This window comes from Agromyces sp. NPDC029043 (genome assembly GCF_055564615.1).
Genome location: NZ_JBVHVX010000005.1, coordinates 94,308 through 113,756, shown reverse-complemented (window position 1 = coordinate 113,756; position 19,449 = coordinate 94,308). Strand labels below are relative to the sequence as shown.

21 protein-coding genes are annotated in these 19,449 nt (G+C 72.8%); 9 read left to right on the top strand and 12 right to left on the bottom strand.

Annotated elements, in window-relative coordinates; translation table 11 throughout:
• Nucleotides 1–3: 3 nt before the first annotated feature.
• Genes ACZ4TW_RS08690 through ACZ4TW_RS08675 form a run of 4 tightly spaced genes read right to left on the bottom strand, consistent with a single transcriptional unit; the run spans nucleotide 4 to nucleotide 3,563 of the window.
• Nucleotides 4–966 (bottom strand): oxygenase MpaB family protein, encoded by a 963-nt coding sequence (locus tag ACZ4TW_RS08690; RefSeq protein WP_465542081.1) that lies wholly within the window; start codon nucleotides 964–966, stop codon nucleotides 4–6.
• Nucleotides 967–1,023: 57 nt separating this feature from the next.
• Entirely contained in the window at nucleotides 1,024–1,512 is a 489-nt protein-coding gene (locus tag ACZ4TW_RS08685) for a GNAT family N-acetyltransferase (protein WP_465542079.1), read from the bottom strand.
• A gap of 26 nt (nucleotides 1,513–1,538) precedes the next feature.
• Entirely contained in the window at nucleotides 1,539–2,162 is a 624-nt protein-coding gene (locus ACZ4TW_RS08680; protein WP_465542077.1) for a GyrI-like domain-containing protein, read from the bottom strand.
• A 51-nt stretch (nucleotides 2,163–2,213) separates the two neighbouring features.
• Nucleotides 2,214–3,563, bottom strand: coding sequence for a serine hydrolase domain-containing protein (locus ACZ4TW_RS08675; RefSeq protein ID WP_465542075.1), 1,350 nt, complete (start codon nucleotides 3,561–3,563; stop codon nucleotides 2,214–2,216).
• Nucleotides 3,564–3,647: 84 nt separating this feature from the next.
• Here ACZ4TW_RS08675 and ACZ4TW_RS08670 point away from each other — a divergent pair, with 84 nt between their 5' ends.
• Nucleotides 3,648–4,043 carry a YybH family protein gene (locus ACZ4TW_RS08670; protein ID WP_465542073.1) on the top strand — a complete coding sequence of 132 codons (396 nt, stop codon included), beginning with the start codon at nucleotides 3,648–3,650 and terminating at the stop codon, nucleotides 4,041–4,043.
• 27 nt (nucleotides 4,044–4,070) lie between these two features.
• Here ACZ4TW_RS08670 and ACZ4TW_RS08665 read toward each other — a convergent pair whose 3' ends face one another.
• From ACZ4TW_RS08665 to ACZ4TW_RS08655, 3 genes are read right to left on the bottom strand one after another with little or no spacing between them, the layout of a single operon-like run.
• Nucleotides 4,071–4,811 carry an MBL fold metallo-hydrolase gene (locus ACZ4TW_RS08665; protein WP_465542071.1) on the bottom strand — a complete coding sequence of 247 codons (741 nt, stop codon included), beginning with the start codon at nucleotides 4,809–4,811 and terminating at the stop codon, nucleotides 4,071–4,073.
• Between the two features lie 29 nt (nucleotides 4,812–4,840).
• Nucleotides 4,841–5,281 (bottom strand): hypothetical protein, encoded by a 441-nt coding sequence (locus tag ACZ4TW_RS08660; protein ID WP_465542069.1) that lies wholly within the window; start codon nucleotides 5,279–5,281, stop codon nucleotides 4,841–4,843.
• A 1-nt stretch (nucleotide 5,282) separates the two neighbouring features.
• Complete coding sequence (locus ACZ4TW_RS08655; protein WP_465542067.1) at nucleotides 5,283–6,149, bottom strand: DNA-formamidopyrimidine glycosylase family protein; 867 nt, start codon at nucleotides 6,147–6,149, stop codon at nucleotides 5,283–5,285.
• Nucleotides 6,150–6,231: 82 nt separating this feature from the next.
• Here ACZ4TW_RS08655 and ACZ4TW_RS08650 point away from each other — a divergent pair, with 82 nt between their 5' ends.
• Nucleotides 6,232–6,840, top strand: a complete 609-nt coding sequence (locus ACZ4TW_RS08650) for a TetR/AcrR family transcriptional regulator (RefSeq protein ID WP_465542066.1) — start codon at nucleotides 6,232–6,234, stop codon at nucleotides 6,838–6,840.
• On the top strand, nucleotides 6,837–8,063 hold the full coding sequence (locus ACZ4TW_RS08645) for a glycosyltransferase (RefSeq protein ID WP_465542064.1): 1,227 nt from the start codon (nucleotides 6,837–6,839) through the stop codon (nucleotides 8,061–8,063). Before ACZ4TW_RS08650 ends, ACZ4TW_RS08645 begins: the two co-directional genes overlap by 4 nt.
• A 33-nt stretch (nucleotides 8,064–8,096) precedes the next feature.
• On the opposite strand, the gene ACZ4TW_RS08640 is transcribed toward ACZ4TW_RS08645, so the two are convergent.
• Both ACZ4TW_RS08640 and ACZ4TW_RS08635 read right to left on the bottom strand, forming a co-directional pair.
• Nucleotides 8,097–9,374: a dihydrolipoamide acetyltransferase family protein gene (locus ACZ4TW_RS08640; protein WP_465542062.1), complete on the bottom strand. Its 1,278-nt coding sequence runs from the start codon at nucleotides 9,372–9,374 to the stop codon at nucleotides 8,097–8,099.
• Nucleotides 9,371–11,557, bottom strand: coding sequence for an alpha-ketoacid dehydrogenase subunit alpha/beta (locus ACZ4TW_RS08635; protein ID WP_465542060.1), 2,187 nt, complete (start codon nucleotides 11,555–11,557; stop codon nucleotides 9,371–9,373). The genes ACZ4TW_RS08640 and ACZ4TW_RS08635 overlap by 4 nt, the downstream gene beginning before the upstream one ends.
• A 167-nt stretch (nucleotides 11,558–11,724) precedes the next feature.
• On the opposite strand from ACZ4TW_RS08635, the gene ACZ4TW_RS08630 reads away from it, so the two are divergent.
• Together ACZ4TW_RS08630 and ACZ4TW_RS08625 are read left to right on the top strand one after the other, a co-directional pair.
• Nucleotides 11,725–12,252: a VOC family protein gene (locus ACZ4TW_RS08630; protein ID WP_465542058.1), complete on the top strand. Its 528-nt coding sequence runs from the start codon at nucleotides 11,725–11,727 to the stop codon at nucleotides 12,250–12,252.
• Between the two features lie 10 nt (nucleotides 12,253–12,262).
• Nucleotides 12,263–12,955, top strand: a complete 693-nt coding sequence (locus tag ACZ4TW_RS08625) for a GntR family transcriptional regulator (RefSeq protein WP_465542056.1) — start codon at nucleotides 12,263–12,265, stop codon at nucleotides 12,953–12,955.
• 4 nt (nucleotides 12,956–12,959) lie between these two features.
• Here the strand turns inward: ACZ4TW_RS08625 and ACZ4TW_RS08620 are convergent, their stop codons facing one another.
• Nucleotides 12,960–13,988 carry a ketopantoate reductase family protein gene (locus tag ACZ4TW_RS08620; RefSeq protein WP_465542054.1) on the bottom strand — a complete coding sequence of 343 codons (1,029 nt, stop codon included), beginning with the start codon at nucleotides 13,986–13,988 and terminating at the stop codon, nucleotides 12,960–12,962.
• A 141-nt stretch (nucleotides 13,989–14,129) separates the two neighbouring features.
• Here ACZ4TW_RS08620 and ACZ4TW_RS08615 point away from each other — a divergent pair, with 141 nt between their 5' ends.
• Both ACZ4TW_RS08615 and ACZ4TW_RS08610 read left to right on the top strand, forming a co-directional pair.
• Nucleotides 14,130–14,441: a Dabb family protein gene (locus ACZ4TW_RS08615; RefSeq protein WP_465542052.1), complete on the top strand. Its 312-nt coding sequence runs from the start codon at nucleotides 14,130–14,132 to the stop codon at nucleotides 14,439–14,441.
• Between the two features lie 5 nt (nucleotides 14,442–14,446).
• Nucleotides 14,447–15,502, top strand: coding sequence for a zinc-dependent alcohol dehydrogenase (locus ACZ4TW_RS08610; protein ID WP_465542050.1), 1,056 nt, complete (start codon nucleotides 14,447–14,449; stop codon nucleotides 15,500–15,502).
• Nucleotides 15,503–15,509: 7 nt separating this feature from the next.
• On the opposite strand, the gene ACZ4TW_RS08605 is transcribed toward ACZ4TW_RS08610, so the two are convergent.
• Nucleotides 15,510–16,205 (bottom strand): helix-turn-helix domain-containing protein, encoded by a 696-nt coding sequence (locus ACZ4TW_RS08605; RefSeq protein ID WP_465542048.1) that lies wholly within the window; start codon nucleotides 16,203–16,205, stop codon nucleotides 15,510–15,512.
• Nucleotides 16,206–16,318: 113 nt separating this feature from the next.
• Here ACZ4TW_RS08605 and ACZ4TW_RS08600 point away from each other — a divergent pair, with 113 nt between their 5' ends.
• Both ACZ4TW_RS08600 and ACZ4TW_RS08595 read left to right on the top strand, forming a co-directional pair.
• Entirely contained in the window at nucleotides 16,319–17,701 is a 1,383-nt protein-coding gene (locus tag ACZ4TW_RS08600) for a M24 family metallopeptidase (RefSeq protein ID WP_465542046.1), read from the top strand.
• Nucleotides 17,698–18,567: an NAD(P)-dependent oxidoreductase gene (locus ACZ4TW_RS08595; protein WP_465542044.1), complete on the top strand. Its 870-nt coding sequence runs from the start codon at nucleotides 17,698–17,700 to the stop codon at nucleotides 18,565–18,567. Before ACZ4TW_RS08600 ends, ACZ4TW_RS08595 begins: the two co-directional genes overlap by 4 nt.
• Nucleotides 18,568–18,591: 24 nt before the next feature.
• On the opposite strand, the gene ACZ4TW_RS08590 is transcribed toward ACZ4TW_RS08595, so the two are convergent.
• Nucleotides 18,592–19,305, bottom strand: a complete 714-nt coding sequence (locus ACZ4TW_RS08590; protein ID WP_465542042.1) for an SDR family oxidoreductase — start codon at nucleotides 19,303–19,305, stop codon at nucleotides 18,592–18,594.
• Nucleotides 19,306–19,449: the final 144 nt, after the last annotated feature.

Sequence of the window (19,449 nt, the reverse complement as noted above, 5' to 3'; positions counted from 1 at the left end):
ACCCTAGCCAGCGGGGCCGGGCTCCGTCGAGGGCCGGTTCGCGGGCGACCCCTCGAGGCTCGCCGCAAGCCGGGCGATGCGCATCCGCGCGTGACGCTCGCTGGGCGACATCCGCCCCAGCACCCGCTCGCCCGCGCGGAGCACGATCCGCGTCAGCGTGATCGCCGGCCACCACGGCCGGCGCAGGCCGAGCAGGCGCCGGTACGCCGGGTCGAGCGAGGCGACCGCGCCGCCGAAGAGGATCGGGTAGAGCCGTCCGGTCAGGCCCGGAAGCCCCGGGCGTCGGATGAACCGCACGGCGCTGGCGACGCGGTCGTCGACCTTCGCGCCGCGCAGGAAACCGGCGAGCTCGGCGTGCAGTTCGGCGACGCTGGTCGGAGGATGCTCGACGCCCATGAGCCGGCCGGCCTCGGCCCACTCGCGCACGTACGCGTCGGGCCCACCCGGGATCGGCCGCCCCCACACGCCGTGGGCGCCGAGGAACGCCTCGGTGAATGCGTCGTGCACCCACCGCAGCAGGTCCTGGTCGGCGGCGGAGTACGCGCGCGCGGCGCCCGCGGCATCCGTGTAGGTGCCGCGCACCTTCTCATGCAGGCGGCTCACGAACGCCGAGGCCTCGGTCGCCTGGCGGCGGTCGCCGAACGTCGTCGTCGCGACCCAGCGGATGGTGCCGTCGAGGCGCCCGAGCGGATCGTCGCGGTAGCGCGAGTGATCGTGCACGCCCGCCATCGCGCCCGGATGCAGCGTCTGGAGCAGCAGGGCGCGGATGCCGGCGACCAGCGTCGGCAGGGCGCCGTTCACCGCCCAGACCGCGCTGCCGGGGCCGAAGAACCCGGCGTCGTCACCCTCGGCGAGCCGGCGCGTCCAGGGCGGCAGCTCGTCGTCGCGCTGCGCCGACGACCCGCGCACGCGCAGGCGCGGCCGCGGCGTGATGCGCGGAGCCGCGTTCGTGGTCGACGACGCCATGCATCCGACCGTAACCCGGTCCGCCGGGGCGATTGCTGACGATCCGCCGCGAACGCGCTACCGCGTCGCCGGGTCGAGCTCCAGGGTCATGAAGACGCTGTGCGGGTCGAGGGCGTAGTCGCCGAACGGGCCGCACTCGCTGAAGCCGTACTTGGTGTAGAGCGTGCGCGCGGGGGCGAAGAAGTCCTGCGACCCGGTCTCGAGGCTCACGCGCCGGTAGCCTCGGCGGGCGGCCTCGGCGAGCACGTGCTCGAGCAGCCGGGCGCCCAGCCCTCGGCCGCGGGCGGCGGCATCCGTGCGCATCGACTTCAGCTCGCCGTGCTGGGGGTCGAGCTCCTTGAGCGCCACGCAGCCGACGACGTCGTCGCCGTCGGCGATGGTCCAGAACGTCACTTCGGGCACCGCCAGCCCGGAGACGTCGAGCGCGTGGACGCTCTCGGGCGGCGAGGTCGCGAACATGTCGCTGAGGTGGTCGGTGAGCAGGCGCAGGACGCGCTCGTCGGCGAGGTCGCCGCGGTCGATGGTGATGGGGGCGGGGAGCGTCACCCGTCCATTCTCCCCGGTTCGGCCGGTCAGGCGGGTCGCACCGGTTGGCGCAGGATGGTGCGGAGCTTCTCGGGCGCGGTCCGGCGCGGGTCGCTCAGGTAGACCTCGTGGTGGTCGCCCGCGAAGGTGAGCCCGTGCTGCGGCATCCACTCGTCGTGCAGGCGCGCGAGCGTGGGCGTCTCGTCGTCGTACGAGCCGAGGTGCAGGATCTGCGCCGACGGGCCCTCGTGCAGCTCGCGGAGCCGCACCAGGTCGAGCGCGGGACGGTCGTCCTTCGCGCGGGCGGCCGCGACGCCCTCGGCGACGAGCGGCTCGTCGATCCACTCGGGCTGGGCGATGAGCATCGTCCAGCTCCACGCGGCCTTGTCGCGGGTGAGGAACGCGGCCGGGTCGTCGGCACGCCAGAGCCCCTCGAGCGGCGCGACCACGAAGTCGCGTCCGAGCTCCTTCTTGCTGCGGAACTTGACCGCGTACGCGACCGAGTACAGCGCCTCGACGGCGTCGGCGTACTCGGGGGCCGTGTTCGGGTCGCCGTGCCCGTCGACGGCGAGGTACCGCATCGGCGGCACGTCGACCAGGGTGAACTCGCGAGCGGACGGCGCGTAGAGGTCGCGGTACGCCCGCTTGACGTCGTACTTCTCTCCGGTCATGCCCGCAGGCTACGCCCGACGTCGGTCGTATTCCGACCGGATCGGCGCGGATCACCCGAGGGCGGCGATCGCCTCGTCGACGAGTCGCACGACCGACGGGTCGGCGTCGAGCTCGGGCGTGAAGCCCATGCGCACCACGACGAGGCCTTCGGATGGCACGATCAGCACCTTCTGCCCGTCGTGCCCGGCCGCGTAGAACGTGTCGACCGGCAGCTCGGGCCAGCGGAGCTCGCCGCCGGGGAGCACGTTCCCGCGCCAGCTCATGCCGTTGCCCGGGTCGTCGGTCTCGTCGACGTCGAGGACGGTGAGGCTCTGCGCCATCCAGCCGTCCGGGAGCAGCCGCTCGCCGTTCCACTCGCCGTCCTGCAGCGCGAACTGCCCGATGGCGGCCCACTCGCGCGGGGTCGCCCACAGGTAGGAGGAGCAGACCGGGGTGCCCGCGGCATCCGGTTCGAAGGTCGCCGAGGTGAGCCCGAGCGGCTCGAGGATCGCCCGGCGCGGCAGGTCTGCCCCGAGGCCGCTGCGTTCGGCGAGCACCGAGCACAGCAGGTTCGTGTTGCCGCTGGAGTACTCCTGCACGGTTCCGGGTTCGTGCTGCAGCGGCAGGCTCGCGACGTAGCCGGCCATGTCGGGCTCGAGGTAGAGCATGCGCGTGATCGGCGTGCCGAGGTCGTAGTCCTCGTCCCACTCGAGGCCGCTGGTCTGGTGCAGCAGCTGCTCGATCGTGATGTCGGCCCGCCAGTCGGTCCACTCGGGGCGGAGCCGATCGTCGTCGAGGGCCACGACGCCCTGCTCGACGAGCACGCCCGTGATGAGGTTCGCGACGCTCTTCGTCATCGACCAGCCGAGTTGGGGCGTCTCGGCGTCGAAGCCGTCGGCGTAGCGTTCGGCGACGAGCTCGCCGTCGTGGATGACGACGACCGCTCGGGTGCCGAGCGCCGCGGCGTCGGCCAGGTCGAGGTCGTCGCCGAAGGCCCGGTCGATCGCGGCCGCGAGCGCGGGTTCGGTCGCGGCGGAGCCGGGCGCGGGCGCATCGCCGAACGGATCGGCGCCCGCCGGGATCGGGGTCGCGTCGCCGAGGTCGGGACGCTCGTCGGCGAGCGTGCAGCCGAAGCCCTCGGTGAACCACGCGCGTTGTCGCGCGAGCGCGCCGAGCAGCGAGCCGGTCGTCGGGTCGCCGGCGCCCGCGACGTCGAGGTACGGCACGAGGGGGTTCGGCGGCAGGTCGCTCTCGGGGTCGTCGCGCCCGGCGACCTCGCCGACGGCGCACGCGTTGTGCGCGGCGTACCCCGTGCCGGTGAGCAGGATCGGCCGCTGCCACAGGTACACGCTTGTGAACGCGGCGACGAGCACGAGGACGAGGACGGCGACGACGGCGACCACGCGGCGGAGTATGCGCACCAGCGGATGCTAGCAGCGGGCGCCGAGGCTCCGGCGCGGCGTTTGGCCATTGTGTGCGGCGCCGCGCAGGAGGATCCTGAACCCATGACCGAGCGCGAGGATTTCCTGATCTGGGTGCATCGCGATCTCGCCGATGCCGAGCGGGCCATGTACAACGGCGACGACGGCCCGCGCCGGGCGGTCTGGTCCCACGATCCGCCGGTGAGCGTGCTCGGTGCCTGGCGGAACGCCGTGGGCAGGGAGCAGCTCGTCGAGGCGTTCGAGGTGCTCGCCTCGAGCTTCTCGAACTGCACCTCGTACGCGATCGACCTGATCTCGTGGGACGTGATCGGCGACATGGCCTACACGGTGGGCTTCGAGCGCGTCTCGACGTCGATCGACGGCGCGCCGCGCACGTTCACGCTGCGTTCAACGCAGGTGTACCGCCGCGACGACGGCGAATGGAAGGTCGTGCATCGCCACGCCGACACGGTGACGTAGCGCGCCGACCCGGCCGCGGGCTCGCCGTCACCACGGCTGGCCGGCGTCGAGCGCGAGGTCGACCAGCGGCCCGACGGGGCCCATCCACGCCGGCCCGTGCCCGGGGAGCACCACCCGCGCCCGCGACGATCGGAGCTGCGCAAGCGAGCCGCGCACCCGGCTCGGGTCGTGGTGGAAGACCGACGGCAGCAGCTGCGGCCCCGAGAGGATCGAGGTGCCGTGCCCGGTCGCGATGGCGTCGCCGACGACGAGCACGCCGTCGTCCTCGAAGTCGAAGGCGGCGTGCCCGGTGGTGTGACCGTCCAGCACGATCGCCCGAGGACGCCCCGGCACCGCGACGCGTCCGTCGTCGAGCAGGGGAAGGGCGGTCGCGCTCGGCACGCCGAGGCCCGGCCGGAACCGCAGGAGCGGCACGATCGCCGCGCCCCATCGGGCGACGCCGGGGCGCCGGGCGTTCCGCACGAGCTGCAGCGGGCCGGCCTGCTCGAGGATGTCGCGGTGCGCGTTGCGCAGCTCCGCCGCGGCGGCGTGCACCGGGGTGCCGAATCGCGCGGCGAGCCAGGCGGCACCGCCCAGGTGGTCGGCATGGGCGTGCGTGAGGAGCACGGCCGCGACATCCGCCGGGTCGTGCCCGGCCGCTTCGAGCGATGCGACGAGCAGCCGGCGCTGCCCCGCGTATCCGGAGTCGACGAGGGTGACGCCGTCGGCCCCTGCGCAGACGACCCAGTTGACGTGGTCGGTCCAGGCGAACCAGAGTCGTTCCCCCACCCGGTCGACGCGAAAACGGGGCGACACGGTCACCGCCCGAGCAGCGCGTTGAGCCAACCCGGGCCGGCGACGACGGTGTCGGGGTCGAGCCGTGCGCGGAGTCCGCGGTCGGCGCTCACGACGACGATCCGCGCGTCGGCCTCGGCGCCCGTCGCGGCGCCCGCGAGCGCCTCCGCGGCGACCGCGACGATCGTGGTGTCGCCGTCGGCGGGCGCTCGCACGACCTCGATCCCGGCCGGCGCGTGGGCGGCCTTCGCGGCGCCCTCGACGACGGCGAGCAGCCGCTCGATCCGCACCGGCTCGCCCTCGGGGCCCTCGACGTCGCGTCCCACGAGGTCGGGCATGCCCGCGAGCAGGGCGGTCGCGGCGCCCGCGCGGTCGCGCCACCACCCGTCGGGGCGCGAGCCCATCACGTTGGCGACGTCGACCACGACCACCATCGGCGTTCCGGATGTCGCGGCGCCGGCCATGTCACGCCTCGCGAAGGGGCAGCTCCGCGCCATCCGTCTGGCAGGTCGGGCAGTACTGGGCGGTCGTGCTCGCGAACGAGAAGTCGCGGATGGTGTCGCCGCAGACCGGGCAGGCGTCGCCGGTGCGACCGTGCAGCCGCATGGCCGCGACCTTGGCCGCCTTCTGCTCGGCGATCGGGACGCCGCGGCGCGCCTCGATCGCCGAGGTGATGACGCCGACGGTCGACTCGAACAGCCGGTCGAGCTCGTCGTCGCCGAGCGTCGAGGCGTGCACCACCGGCGAGACCTTCGCAGTGTGCAGGATCTCGTCGGAGTAGGCGTTGCCGATGCCGGCGAGCGACTCCTGCTCCTGCAGGATGGCCTTGACCTGCTTGCGGCGGCCCCCGACGGCGCGGTCGAAGTCGGCCCGTGCGAAGTCGGGCGACGCCACGTCGGGCCCGAGCTTCGCCACCGCCTGCACCTCCGACGGGTCGTCGACCACCCAGCAGCCGAGCGAGACGAAGTCGCCGGCGTCGGTGAGCTCGAGAGCCGGACCGTCGTCGAAGTCGAACACGACGAGGGCGGGCGGCGGCGGCTCCGCGCCATCCGCTACCGAGTAGTCGGTCGATTCCCCCGCGCCGTCGGCCCAGCGCGCCCAGCCGTGCCGGCCGAGCGAGATCACGAGGTGCTCCGACCCGTCGAACTCGAGGTCGACGAGCTTGCCGTGCCGCGTCGCGCCGACGATGCGTTCGCCGATGAGCGAGGTCAGCGGTCGCGCGCGCGTCTTCGTCACGCGGAACTCGATGACGTCGACATCCCGGATGGCTCGGCCGCCGAGCCGCGCGCCGAGCTCGTCGACGAGCGCCTGGACCTCCGGTGACTCCGGCATGTCTCCCAGCATCGCACGAGACCCGCGCGCTCGGCGATCGCGCGCCTGGCGCAACGCTGTACAGGGTGACAGACTGCTGTACATGCGTACAGCCCCGGTCGCCGACACCGACCTCACCGCGCGGGCCCGCATCGTCGCGAGCGCGCTCGAGCGGTTCGCCGCACGCGGCTACGACGCCGCCACGATGCGCGAGATCGCAGCGCGGGCCGGGGTGAGCACGGCCCTCGTCACGCATCACTTCGGCACGAAGCTCGCCCTCCGCGAGGAATGCGATGCCCGCGTCGCGCGATTCATCGCCGAGAAGCAGGATGCCGCCGGGTCGCCCGCCGACGTGCTCGGCGAGGTGCTCGGCACGTTCGGCCCGTACCTCGCGCGCATGCTCGGCGACGGCGGCGAGGCCTCCGCCGCCCTCTTCGACCGCCTGCTCGACGTGTCGCGCGCGATGATCGCCGAGGGTTCGGCGAGCGGATGGCTCCGTCCCTCGCGCGACGCCGAGGCCCAGGCTGCCGCGCTCGTCATGCTCGGCGTCGCACCGTTCCTGATGCTCGGGCCGCTCACCGCCTGGGCCGATGGCGATGCCGGCGCCGCGCTCGCGCGCATCGCGGTGCCGCTCGCCGAGCTGTACTCGCACGGACTCACCACCGACGACCGGCTCCTCGCCGCCGCCGGGCTCGCAGAGGAGGAACGATGAGGATCCTGCTGGTCACCGCGGGTTCGCGCGGCGATGTCGAACCCTTCGTGGCGCTCGCGCGCCGCGCTGCGGCATCCGGTCACGAGGTGCAGGTGGCGGCACCCGACCGCTCGGGCGTCGACACGGCCGGCGTCGACGTGCGCAGCCTGGGCGTCGACTTCTCGGCGATGATCGAGTCCCAGGGGGTGTCGCCGCTCGCCGCGATGCGCAACCTGCGCGAGGTCGTGCGCCCCGTGATGCGCGGCGTGATCGTCGGTGCGGCCGAGGCGGCGCGCGACTTCCGCCCCGACGTGATCGCGTACCACCCGAAGGTGCTCTCGGCGCCGATGGCGGCCGACGTCCTCGGCGTGCCGCACGTGCTCGTCGACATGGTGCCGGCGATGACGCCGACGCGCGAGTTCCCCGCGGCGGGGACGATCACGCGCGATCTCGGTCCCCTCAATCGGCTGACCTACCGTGCGGCGTCGGCGGCGAGCGCGATGTTCCGCCGCGAGCTCGACGAGGCGGCGTCGTTCCTCGGCATCCGCCGCCCGGGGCGTTCGTCGGCGCCGGCTGCGACGCTGATGCCGATCAGCCCGGCGATCCTCTCGCGCCCGGGTGATTGGCCGGACTCGGTGACGCTGACCGGTGCGTGGCGGTGGCCGACGGCCCAGGCGGAGGGCGCGGTGCCGGCGCTCGACCCGGCGGTCGAGGTGTTCGTCCGCGGCGACGGGCCGTTCGCGTACGCCGGCTTCGGCTCGATGGCGGCCGGCGACCCCGCGGCGCGCGGTCGCGCGCTGGTCGCGGCCGCCCGGTCGCGCGGGCTCCGGTTGCTGGTGGCGACGGGCCTCGGGGGGATCGGCGTGCCCGACGACCTCCTCGGCGACGACGTGCTCGTGGTGCGCTCGGTCGATCACGGCGCCGTGCTGCCGCATGCCGTCGCGGCCGTGCACCACGGCGGCATCGGCACCGTGCAGGCCGCGACGGCGGCCGGCACCGTGTCGATCGTGGTGCCCTTCATCGCCGACCAGCCGTTCTGGGGCGCCACGCTGCACCGGCGCGGGCTGGCGCCGACCGCCATCCCGCACCGGAAGCTCACCGCCGCGCGCCTCTCGGCCGCGCTCGACGAGGCCCCGACCCACCGGGAGGCCGTCGCCTCGGCCGCATCCCGCATGGCGGGCGAGGACGGCACGCACCGGGCCCTCGAGGTGCTCGAACGAATCACCGCACCCGCCAGGGCCTGAGCGGTCCACTCGGCTCGGCGCCCTTACGCGGCCTCACAGCAGGATCGACAGCGGGTGCTCGATCCGGCGCACGAACGCGGCCAGCCACCGGGCCGCGAGGGCGCCGTCCAGCACGCGATGATCGGCCGAGAGCGTCACGGTCATCACCGTGCCCACGGCGAGCTCGCCATCGTCGACGACGGGCGCCTGCCGGGTGGCGCCGACCGCGAGGATGCCCGCGTGCGGCGGGTTGATGATCGCCGAGAACTCCGGCGTCCCGTACATGCCGAGGTTCGACACGCTGAAGCTCCCGCCCTCGAGCTCGTCCTGCTTCAGGCGGCCCGTTCGGCCTCGCTCCGCGAGGTCGGCGACCGTCGCGGCGACCTCGGCGAGCCCCATCCGGTCGACGCCGCGCACCACCGGGGTGAGCAGTCCCCCCTCGACTGCGACCGCCACGGCGATGTCCACCGACCGGTGCCGGTGGATCACCGTCTCACCCCAGGTGGCGTTCGCTTCGGGCACGTCGGCGAAGGCGCCGGCGCAGGCCTTCACCACGAAGTCGTTCAGCGACACCCGCACCGACGACGCCTCGTTCACGCGGCGGCGCAGCTCGAGGAGCTCCTCGACGCGGCAGTCGGCCGTGAGGAAGAAGTGCGGGACCGTCGACGTGCTCTCGGTGACGCGGCGGGCGATCGCCCTGCGCATCGGCGAGATGGGAAGGTCCTCGACGGACGCCGCCGCCGGGGCCGCCGACACCGCCGGCATCGGCTCCGCGGCAGCGTGCTCCGCCGCCTGAGCTTCGAGGTCGCGGCGCACGATCCGTCCGCCGGGGCCGGTGCCGGTGAGACGCGACAGGTCGATGTCCTGCTCGCGCGCGAGCCGCCGCACGATCGGGCTCGCGAACCTGCGCCCGCCCGGTCCGGCTGCGGCCTCGCTCGGACGTTCGTCGTCCCGCTCCACGACCGGCGCGCCGGATTCCGGGTCGGCGGCCGACCCCGTCGCAGGGGTGGGCTCCTCGGCATCGATCGCGGTCGGCACGGCAGGGGTCGTCGACCCGGCGCCCGCGAGATCCGCCTCGTCGGCCGACTCGCCCGGCGCGCCGATCACCGCGATCGGATCGCCGATCGCCACGGCCGCGCCCGCATCGACGAGCAGGCGCAGCACCGTGCCCTCCGACTCGGCGGCGTACTCGACGACGGCCTTCTCCGTCTCGACCTCCGCGAGCGGCGTGCCCACGGCGACCTCCTGCCCCGGCTCGACGAGCCACGACTGGATCGCGGCCTCGGTGACGCCCGTGAGCACTGCCGGCATCCGGATGACGGTCGCCATCATGCACCGCCCATTCCGGCCCGCAGCACCTCGATGCCGGCGACGACCTCCTCGGTCCGCGCGATCGCGGCGCGCTCGAGCACCTTCGAGATGCTCGGGCTCGCCTCGCCGCCCGTGACGCGATGCACGGGCTGGTCGAGCCAGTCGAAGCACCGCCGCTGGATCTCGTCGGCGAGCCATCCGCCGTACGAGGTGCCTAACGCGCCTTGCTCGACGATCATCACCGCGTTCGTCTTCCTCACCGACTCCTCGATGGTTTCCCAGTCGAGGGAGGCGCGATCGAGCCAGCGCAGGTCGATGACGTCGGCGTCGAAGCCGGCCTGCTCGACCGCCTCGAGGCAGTGCCGCACCATCGAGAGGTAGCTGATGATCGTGGCATCGCCGCCCGTGCGCCGGACGCCCGCCTTCCCGAGCGGCAGGCGGTAGTCGAGGTCGCCATCCGGGATCTCGTCGGCGAGCCCGTAGAGGTCGATGTGCTCGATGACGAGCACCGGGTCGTCGAGGGCGAGCGCGGTGTTCATGAGCCCCACGTAGTCGGCCGCCGTCGACGGCGCGACGATGCGCCATCCGGGGCTCGTGGCGAAGATCCCCGCGGGGTCCATGAGGTGCTGCGAGCCGTATCCCGACCCCATCGCCACCTTCGTGCGCAGCACGAGCGGCACCGGGTTCACGCCTCCGAACATGTGCCGAGCCTTGCCGATCTGGTTGAACACCTGGTCGGCGGCGACCCACATGAAGTCCGGGTACATGAACTCGACGACCGGCCGGAAGCGGCCGTCGAGCGCCATGCCGCCGCCGAGGCCCACGAACGCGTTCTCGCTGATCGGGGTGCCGAGCACGCGGTCGGGGAAGCGCGCCGCCAGCCCCTTGGTCGCGCCGTTGGTGCCGCCTGCGAGCCGGTGCACGTCCTCGCCGAGCACGACGATGCGCTCGTCGTCCTCCATGCGACGGCCCATGACGGATGCCACGGCGTCGACGAACTTCGTCGGCGTCATGGCCACGTCGGCCCCGATGGGCTCGAGCGTGCGCCCCCCGTCGAGCTCGTTCGCGTCGCCGCGGATGCCGACGTCGACGAAGGCCGGGTCGGGCCACAGGTCGGGACGGATGCGCCGCTTGCCGGCCTCCTCGGGATCGGGCTCCAGCAGCTCGCCGGCCGCGGCGCGCATCGCCGCCTGCGCCTGCTCCCGCACCGAGGCCACGTCGTCGGGCGAGGCGATGCCGAGCCGATCGAGCTCACGGGCCATGCGGAGCACCGGGTCGCGCTCCCGCCACTCGGCCTCCTCCTCCTTGGTGCGATAGCCGAAGGCGCTGCCGGGGTACGGTCCGTTCTGGTGGAAGTAGCGGTAGACCTCGGCCTCGATGACGACGGGGCCGTCGCCGGCGCGCAGTCGCTCCTCGGCCTCGCGCATCGCGAGGTGCACCGCGAGCGGGTCCATGCCGTCGACCCGCCACGCCGGGATGGCGAAGCCCAGGCCGCGCGCCGACAGGCGCGGCTCGCCGGTGGATTCGTCGACGTTCGTGGAGACCGCGTACCGGTTGTTCTCGATGAAGAAGGCGAAGGGCAGCTTCCAGGCCGACGCCAGGTTCATCGACTCGAGCACCGAGCCGATGTTCACGGCGCCGTCGCCGAAGTAGCTGACGGTGATGTCGTCGGTGCCCGCGTGGCGCTGGGCCCACGCGTTGCCGGCACCCATCGGCACCCCGCCGCCCACGATCGCGTTCGTGCCGAGCGCGCCGGCCTCGAACCACTGCAGGTGCATCGAGCCGCCGCGGCCGCGGCAGTACCCCTGCGCGAGTCCGAGGATCTCGGCCAGTGTCTTCTGCAGCACCTCCTGGACGGGCGGGGTGACGATCGCCGCGAGGTCGTGGCGACCGCCGGCGACGTGCGTGAGGGCCTTCGCGAGGAACTGGTGGTGACCGCGGTGCGACCCGTTGACGGCGTCGCTGGATCGCAGGCCGATGATCGATCCGACCGCGCCGCCCTCCTGCCCGATGCTCGAGTGCGCCGGCCCGTGCACGAGCCCCTCGGCCGCGAGCTCGAGCACGGTCTCCTCGAAGGCGCGGATGAGGTGCAGCTGGGCGAGCATGCCGGTCAGCAGCTCGGGATCGGCCGCCTGCCAGTCGTCGGGCGTCGTCGCCAGCGCGACCCAGGGCTGCGCCGGCTCGAGCGGTGTCCGTGTCGGCATGGTGCCTCGTCTCCCTCTTCTCCATCGATGAAGGATGCGGCGCGCACGAGGTGCGCGCTGGGCTCGATCGTAGTCGCGATTGCATCCAATCGAAAGTGTTCGGTTGCGATATCCTCGACTTTCGGCCGATTCGGCGCGATGCTTGTATCCAATCAAGGAGGATTGCGATGCCACTCCCCGGGATGCGCGGCAGCGACCACTTCGGCTTCACGGTGCCCGACCTCGACCAGGCCGACGACTTCCTCGTGCGGGTCCTCGGCGCCGAGCCGTTCTACGACCTCGGGCCGTTCGCGTTCGGCGAGGGCGACTGGATGGCGGAGCACCTCGGTGTCCACCCTCGGACGGTGATGCGCCGGCTCCGCTTCTACCGCCTCGGCAACGGCACGAACCTCGAGGTGTTCGAGTACGAGCCGGCCGACGGCCGGCAGCCGCAGCCGCGCAACAGCGATCTCGGAGGGCATCACCTCGCCATCTACGTCGACGACCTCGACGCCGCCGTCGAGTTCCTGCGCGCCGAGGGCATCCGCGTCATGGGCGACCCGACGGTGAGCCGGAACGCGAGCGAGGGGCAGCGCTGGATCTACTTCCTGAGTCCGTGGGGCATGCAGTTCGAGCTCGTGAGCTACCCGAACGGCAAGGCGTACGAGCGCGGCCTCGACCGCACGCTCTGGCACCCGGCCCATCCGGAGCGGTAGGCAGGACGCCATGACGATCACGGCAGGCGGCCGCAGCACGCGAGGCGGCGACGCGGGGGCGCGCATCGCCGAGCAGCTGCGGAACCGCATCCTCCGCGGCGAGGTGCCGCCGGGCACGCGCATCCGACAGGAGGACGTGGCCGAGCAGTTCGGCGCCAGCCGCGTGCCGGTGCGCGAGGCGCTGCGCATCCTCGAGCACGACGGGCTCGTGACGCTCGTGGCCAACACCGGCGCCTGGGTCTCGCGTCTCACGCTCGAGGAGTGCGACGAGATCTACCAGATGCGCGAGCGGCTCGAGCCCTTGCTCCTGCGGTTCAGCGCGCCGCACCTCGGCGGGGCCGACCTCGACGAGCTGCAGCACCTGGCCGAGCGGATGGCGCAGACCGCCGACGTCGACGAGTTCCTCGAGCTCGACCGCGCGTTCCACCTGGGCGCGTACCGGGGCGCGACGACGTCGCAGCTCGGCGAGCTCGTCGTGAAGCTCTGGAACACCACGCAGCCGTACCGTCGGGCCTACTCGCGGTCGATGGACGCCGAGGCGGCCCGCATCGTGCACGACGAGCACCACCTCATCGTCGCGAACCTGCGCGACGGCGACGTCGAGGATGCCGAGCGGGTGCTCGCAGGGCACATCCGGCGCACGCGGCGACGGCTGTCGCGACATCCGGAGCTGTTCGAGGCGCTGCAGGCGCCGCCGGCCTGACCGGTCAGCCGAGCGCGGCGCGCAGGCGCTCGAGGTGGGCGGGCGCAGGGTCGAGCTCACCGCGCTCGATGCGGTGCGCGAGCTCGACGACCGTCGCGTTCACCGGGGTCGCGATGCCGAGCCGCTCGCCCTCGACGACCACGTGCCCGTTGAGGTCGTCGACCTCGCTGTGCCGGCCCTTGCGCCAGTCCTGCAACACGGTCGTCGTGGCGCCCGGAACGACGAACGCGGCGAAGAGCTTGTCGGTCATGATGTCGACGACGCGATCGGGGTCGGCGACCTCGCTCGGCTCGAGTCCGAAGATGGGCAGGACCGGATGGCCCAGGGCCATCCCGACGGCCAGCGCCTCGTCGCCCGCCGCGACCATGACGTCGCGGAACCCCGGCGCCGCAAGCGCGTCGAGCATCGGCAGCCCGAGGATCGCCGAGGTCACGAGCAGCGTGCAGTTGCTCACGAGCTTCATCCACTTCGCGGCCTGGATGTGGTCGACGACCGCGACCGTGCCCGAGTGGCGCAGCAGCGCGGCGATCTCCTCGACGCGACCCGCCGGGCCGCCCGGGAGCGCCCCGACCGCGAACCACGAACGCGGCACGCCCGTGTGCCGGTGCACGATGCCCGGCTCGTCCATCGTCGCGGAGCACTCGATGACCGACGCGAGGGTGCGATGCGGCCCCACGACCCCCTCGACGACACTCGCGGTCATGCCGTTCTGGACGCCGACCATCAGTCCGTCGCGCGCGAGATACGGCTCGATGAGCTGCGCGGCCCACCGCGAGTCGTACGCCTTCATGAGCATGAGCACGACGTCGAACTCGTGCTTCAGCTCCGCGACCTCGCAGAGGTGCAGCGTGCGGGGCCGCACGTGCAGCTCGCCCTCGGGCGCGAGGATGCGCAGTCCCTCGGCCCGCATGCGCTCGACGTGGGCCGGCCACTGCTCGACGAGCACGACGTCGAGTCCCGCCGCCGTGAGGTCGGCCCCGATGGAGCCGCCGTTCGCGCCGGCCCCGAGCACCGCGATCCGCTGCTGACCCATGCCGGTCTCCGTTCCTCCATCGGGACGCGACGAGGATACAGCAGCGATGTACACGGATGGCGCTACTCGCTAGTTTGGGAGCAATGCGGCCGCCGGTGTACATCGCCGGTGAACAGGACTCGACGACGAGAGCAGGAGCCCATGATCCTCCACATCGCCACGTTCCGCTGGAAGGACGAGGTCACCGAGACCGACGTCGCCGACCTCACGTCGGCACTGCGAGCCATGGCCGCCGGCATTCCCGAGATCCGCTCGTACTCGGCGGGGCCCAACCTGCACCTGCGACCGGGCGGTGCCGACTACGGCGTCGCCGCGATCGTCGACGATGCCGCGGGTCTCGACGCCTACCTCGACCATCCGTCGCACGCCGCGGTGTACGAGCGACACCTCGGCCGCATGATCGCCGAGCGCAGCGCCGTGCAGTTGCCGATCGATCGGGGCTCCTTCGCGTGAGGTCGATGCGCGCCGCGGTGCTGCACGACGTCGGGAACCTCACCGTCGACGAGCGCCCGGTGCCGGAGCCGGGGCCCGGGGACGTGCTCATCCGCGTCGCGGTGTGCGGCGTGTGCGGCAGCGACGCCACGGAGTTCGGGCGCGGACTCGTGCTCGCCCGGCCGCCGGTGACGCTCGGGCACGAATTCGCCGGCGTGGTGGAGGCGCTCGGCCCGGGCGTGACGTCGGTGCGGGTCGGCGCGACGGTCGTCTGCGGCGCCGGGATCTCGTGCGGCGCCTGCGCACCGTGCCGGCAGGGCCGCACGAACCTCTGCCGCACGTACACGACGATCGGCTTCCATCACGACGGCGGCCTCGCCGGCTACGTGACCGCCCCGGCGGGCATCGTGCTCGACGTCACCGACTCGGGGCTCCCGCTCGACACGCTCGGCCTGGCGCAGCCCATGGCGATCGGCGTGCACGCCGTCCGCCGCAGCGGGCTGCGCGACGGACAGGACGCGGTCATCGTCGGAGTGGGCGGCATCGGCGCCTTCATCACCTTCGCGGCGGCCGCCACGGGTGCCCGGGTGCTCGTGGTCGATCCCAACGACGAGCGTCTCGACCTGGGCCGCCGGCTGGGCGCGGCCGCGACCCTGAAGGCCGGCGCGACGCCCCTGGCCGACCGCCTGGAGGCACTGGGCCTCGAGCCCGCCGTCTTCTTCGAGGTCAGCGGCTCGGCCGCCGGCCTGGCCTCGGTGCTGGATGCCGCGAAGCCGGGCGCCACGATCGTGCCGGTCGGCATCCAGCGCGGCGAGCCCGCACTCCCCCTCGGCCGGTGGACGCTCAGCGAGTACACGATCGTCGGCACGGTCGCACACGTATTCGCCACGGACTTCCCCGAGGCCGTCCGCCTGCTGGGCACGCGGTCCGACTGGTCGGATGTCGCGCCCGACGTCATCCCGCTCGACCGCGTCGCCGACGACGCCCTCGGCCCGCTGCTCGCGGGCGGCTCGCGGCGGATCAAGACGCTCGTCGACCCGTGGACCGCCGAACCGCGGCCCGCGGAGCACGCCCGCGGATAGCGAGCGATCAGGCCCGGAGCTCGTCCATCGATCGCAGCACGTCGACGGCCGACCCGATCGGGCTGCCGGCCGGCGCGGCCTCGGCGCCCGGGGCATCCGGCATCGCCTCGTTCTGCTGGCGGCGCCCTACCACGAACCACACGCCCTTCGCGGGCACGGATCCCTCGTTCGTGTAGAGGTGCGGACGCACCGAGTCGAACTGCAGCGAGTCGCCGGGGCCGAGCACGTAGGTGTCGAAGTCGAGGTGCAGCGTGAGGCGCCCCTCGATGAGGTAGGCGTACTCGAAGCCGGCGTGCCGCATGAGCTTGCCCTCGACCGAGCTGCTCGCGCCGGGTGCGTATGTGACGAGGAGGGCGTCGGCCGTGCCGCCGCTGCCGGCGGCGAGGCGCTCCCAGCGCACCCCGTTCTCCATCTCGATCACGGGGTTCTCGGCGGCCCGCTGCACGGGCGGGAACGCCGGCGCGGCCGGCCCGAGCACGGACGGCGCCGCCGCGCCGGGCGCGCCGATGCCCAGGAGCTCGTCGAGCGAGACGCCGAGGTGGTTCGCGAGCGCGTACAGGGTCGCGACCGACGGCTGGGTCTTGCCGATCTCGACCTGCGAGATCAGGCTGGCCGACACGCCGAGGGCCTGCGCGACGCTCCGGAGGCTCAAGCCCCGCTTCAGGCGCGCTTCGCGCAGGCGTTCACCGAGGCTGTCCGGCATGCAGGTCTCCTGTCGTCGGTGGCCATTCTAGGCGCCATTCCGCAGGGCTGATGTTAAGCTGGGCTGTACAGCGTGCAGTGTCGCGCCCAGGGTGATCGCCACGGGAGGCCTCGATGAAGAGCACCGGTTCGACCGGACCGAACGCCGTCGACTGGGAGGAGCGCGTCGAGATGGGTCGGCTGCGCGACGACCGGCTCGCGCGGCTCAAGGCACAGCTCGAGGCATCCGATCTCGGAGCCCTGCTGGCGTTCGACTTCTCGAACATCCGCTACATGAGCGCCACGCACATCGGCACGTGGGCGATGGACAAGCTGATCCGCTTCGCCCTGCTGACGCGCAACACCGACCCGATCGTGTGGGACTTCGGCTCGGCCGCGAAGCACCACGCGATGTACAACCCGTGGCTCGACCTGACCACGGCCGAGATGGATGCCGACCCGAACGCGCCGCACGAGGGTGCGAAGCGTCCGCGGCTCGAGTCCGGCGCCCGCGCCGGCATCTCCACCCTGCGCGGCGCCTTCCCGCCCGACGCGGGGATCGCCGAGGGGCTCGCGAAGAAGATCAAGCGCGAGCTCGAGAAGTTCGGCGTCGCCGACCAGCCGCTCGGCGTCGACGTGATCGAGCTGCCCGTCCTGTTCGCGCTGCAGCAGCAGGGCATCCAGGTCGTCGACGGCCAGCAGGTGTTCATGGAGGCGCGGCGCATCAAGACCCCCGACGAGATCCGCCTGCTGACCCAGGCGGCGTCGATGGTCGACGCGGCGTACGAGGAGCTGTACCGCTTCCTCCGGCCCGGCGTGCGCGAGAACGAGGCCGTCGGCCTCGTCGCCAACACCCTGTACGACCTCGGCTCCGAGTACGTCGAGGGCGTCAACGCCATCTCCGGCGAGCGCTGCTCGCCCCACCCGCACGTGTTCTCCGACCGTGTCATCCGGCCCGGCGACCCGGCGTTCTTCGACATCCTGCACAGCTGGAACGGCTACCGCACCTGCTACTACCGCACGTTCGCGGTCGGGTCGGCGAGCTCGGCGCAGCGCGACGCCTACATCCGGGCGCGCGAGTACATGGACCGCGCGATCGCCCTGGTGCGGCCCGGAGCGACGACCGCCGAGATCGTCGAGGTGTGGCCGACGGCGCAGGAGTTCGGCTTCGCCGACGAGGAGGCCGCGTTCGCGCTGCAGTACGGGCACGGCGTCGGCCTGTCGATCTGGGAGAAGCCGATCTTCTCCCGGCTGACCTCGCTCGAGCACCCCGAGGAACTGCAGGAGGGCATGGTGTTCGCCCTCGAGACGTACTGGCCGTCGGCCGACGGCTGGGGCGCCGCGCGGATCGAGGAGGAGGTCGTCGTCACCGCCGACGGGTGCGAGGTCATCACGAAGTTCCCCGCCGAGGAGCTCATCGTCGCCGGTCGCCGCTACTACACCGTGGACGGGCCGCTGAACCTCGAACGCGACTCGCAGTCGCACCGCAACACGGTGTGGGGCCGGGGCGAGGCGTGACCACCCTCGGCTTCCTCGGGCTCGGCACGATGGGCGGCGGGATGGCGCGTCGCCTGGTCGACGCGGGCCATGCGGTCCGGGTGTGGAATCGCTCGCCCGACGCCGTCGACGAGCTCGTCGCGGCGGGCGCCGAACGCGCCGACTCGCCCGCCGACGCGCTCGCGGCGGACGTCTCGTTCTCGATGCTCGCGAACGACGAGGCCGTCGAGGCGGTGTTCACCGACGAGGCCGTCCGCGCGGCCGCGGGCCGCACGCACGTCGTGATGGCCTCGATCAGCCCGGCGCTCGCCGAGCGCTTGACGGAGCGGTTCGCCGCCGAAGGGGCGACGTACGTCGCGGCGCCCGTGCTCGGGCGACCGTCGATCGCCGCGGCCGGACAGCTGAACATCATGGCGGCCGGCCCCGCCGGCGCGGTCGACGCGGTCGCGCCCTACCTCGCGGCGATGGGCCAGCGCCTCTGGCGACTCGGGGAACGACCGGCCGTCGCCAATGCCGTGAAGGCGGCGGTGAACTACAACATCATCCACGCCATGCAGGCGCTTGGCGAGTCGATCGCCATGACGGAGCGGCTGGGCGTGCCGGCCGCGCAGTTCGTCGAGCTGCTCTCGAGCACGCTCTTCGGCGGCGTCGTGTACACCACCTACGGCGGGATCATCGCCGACGAGCGGTACGTGCCGCCGGGCTTCCACATCGAACTCGGCCGCAAGGACCTCGGGCTCGCCGAGGAGGTCGCGACGGCCACCGGGGTGACGCTCGCGACGATGCCCGCGCTCATCGAGGTCTTCGAGCGCGCGCTCGCCGACCCCGAGCTGAGGGACGCCGATTGGAGCGCGATCGCCGAGGTGAGCCGGCGGGACCTGCTCTGAGGCGTACGCTCGGGCTGGACACGCCTACGTGATGTGCCAGCCGCGATCGACGTAGAGGTTGACCGCCGACACCCCGCGATTGCGGAGCAGGAACTGCACGGCATCGACCACGTCGGCCATGGTGGCGAGCTCACCGCCCGGCGTGCGGTGCTGGTACTGATCGAGCACGCCCTCGGGCTTCTTCGCCCAGAACGGGCTGTCGCCGATGATGCCCGGATGCACCGCGTTGACGCGGATCGGCGCGAGTTCGAGCGCGAGCGTGTTGACGAGCCCGGTCACGCCGCCGTTGATCGTCGACACGGTGGTCGAGCCGGGGTACGGCAGGTCCTTCGCCCGGCCTCCGAAGAGCACGATGCCGGTGTCGACGCTGGGTTCGAGCCGGTCGAGGAGCGCATGCACGGTCTCGGTGTAGCCGATGAGCTTGAGGGTGACGAGCCTCGTCGCCCGGTCGATGTCGTAGTCGCGGACCGTGTTCTGGTCGCGCTCGATCGCGGCGAGCACGAGCCCGTCGACCCTTCCGACGGAGCGGAGCTGCCCGGCGATCGACTTCGGCTCGGACACGTCGAGCGCCACCGCGGAGGCACCCGCCCCGAGCGACGCGGCGATCTCGTTGGTGCGGGCCTGGTCGCGCCCGGTGATGACCGCGCGGTCGCCGCGCGCGATGGTGTCACGCGCGATCTCGAGTCCGATCCCCGACGTGCCGCCGACGACCACGATCGTCCTCGCGTTGTCTTCCACCCGTGGCCTCCTGCAAGTGCTACTGGACATCGTTGTGCAGCGGTGCTTAACCTGAGTCAAGTCGACCGATTCGGTGGAAGTCAAGCGGCACGGCCGCGCCATCCGTCGCCGTGGTCGGCAGCGCCCCGATGCGCACGACGTCGA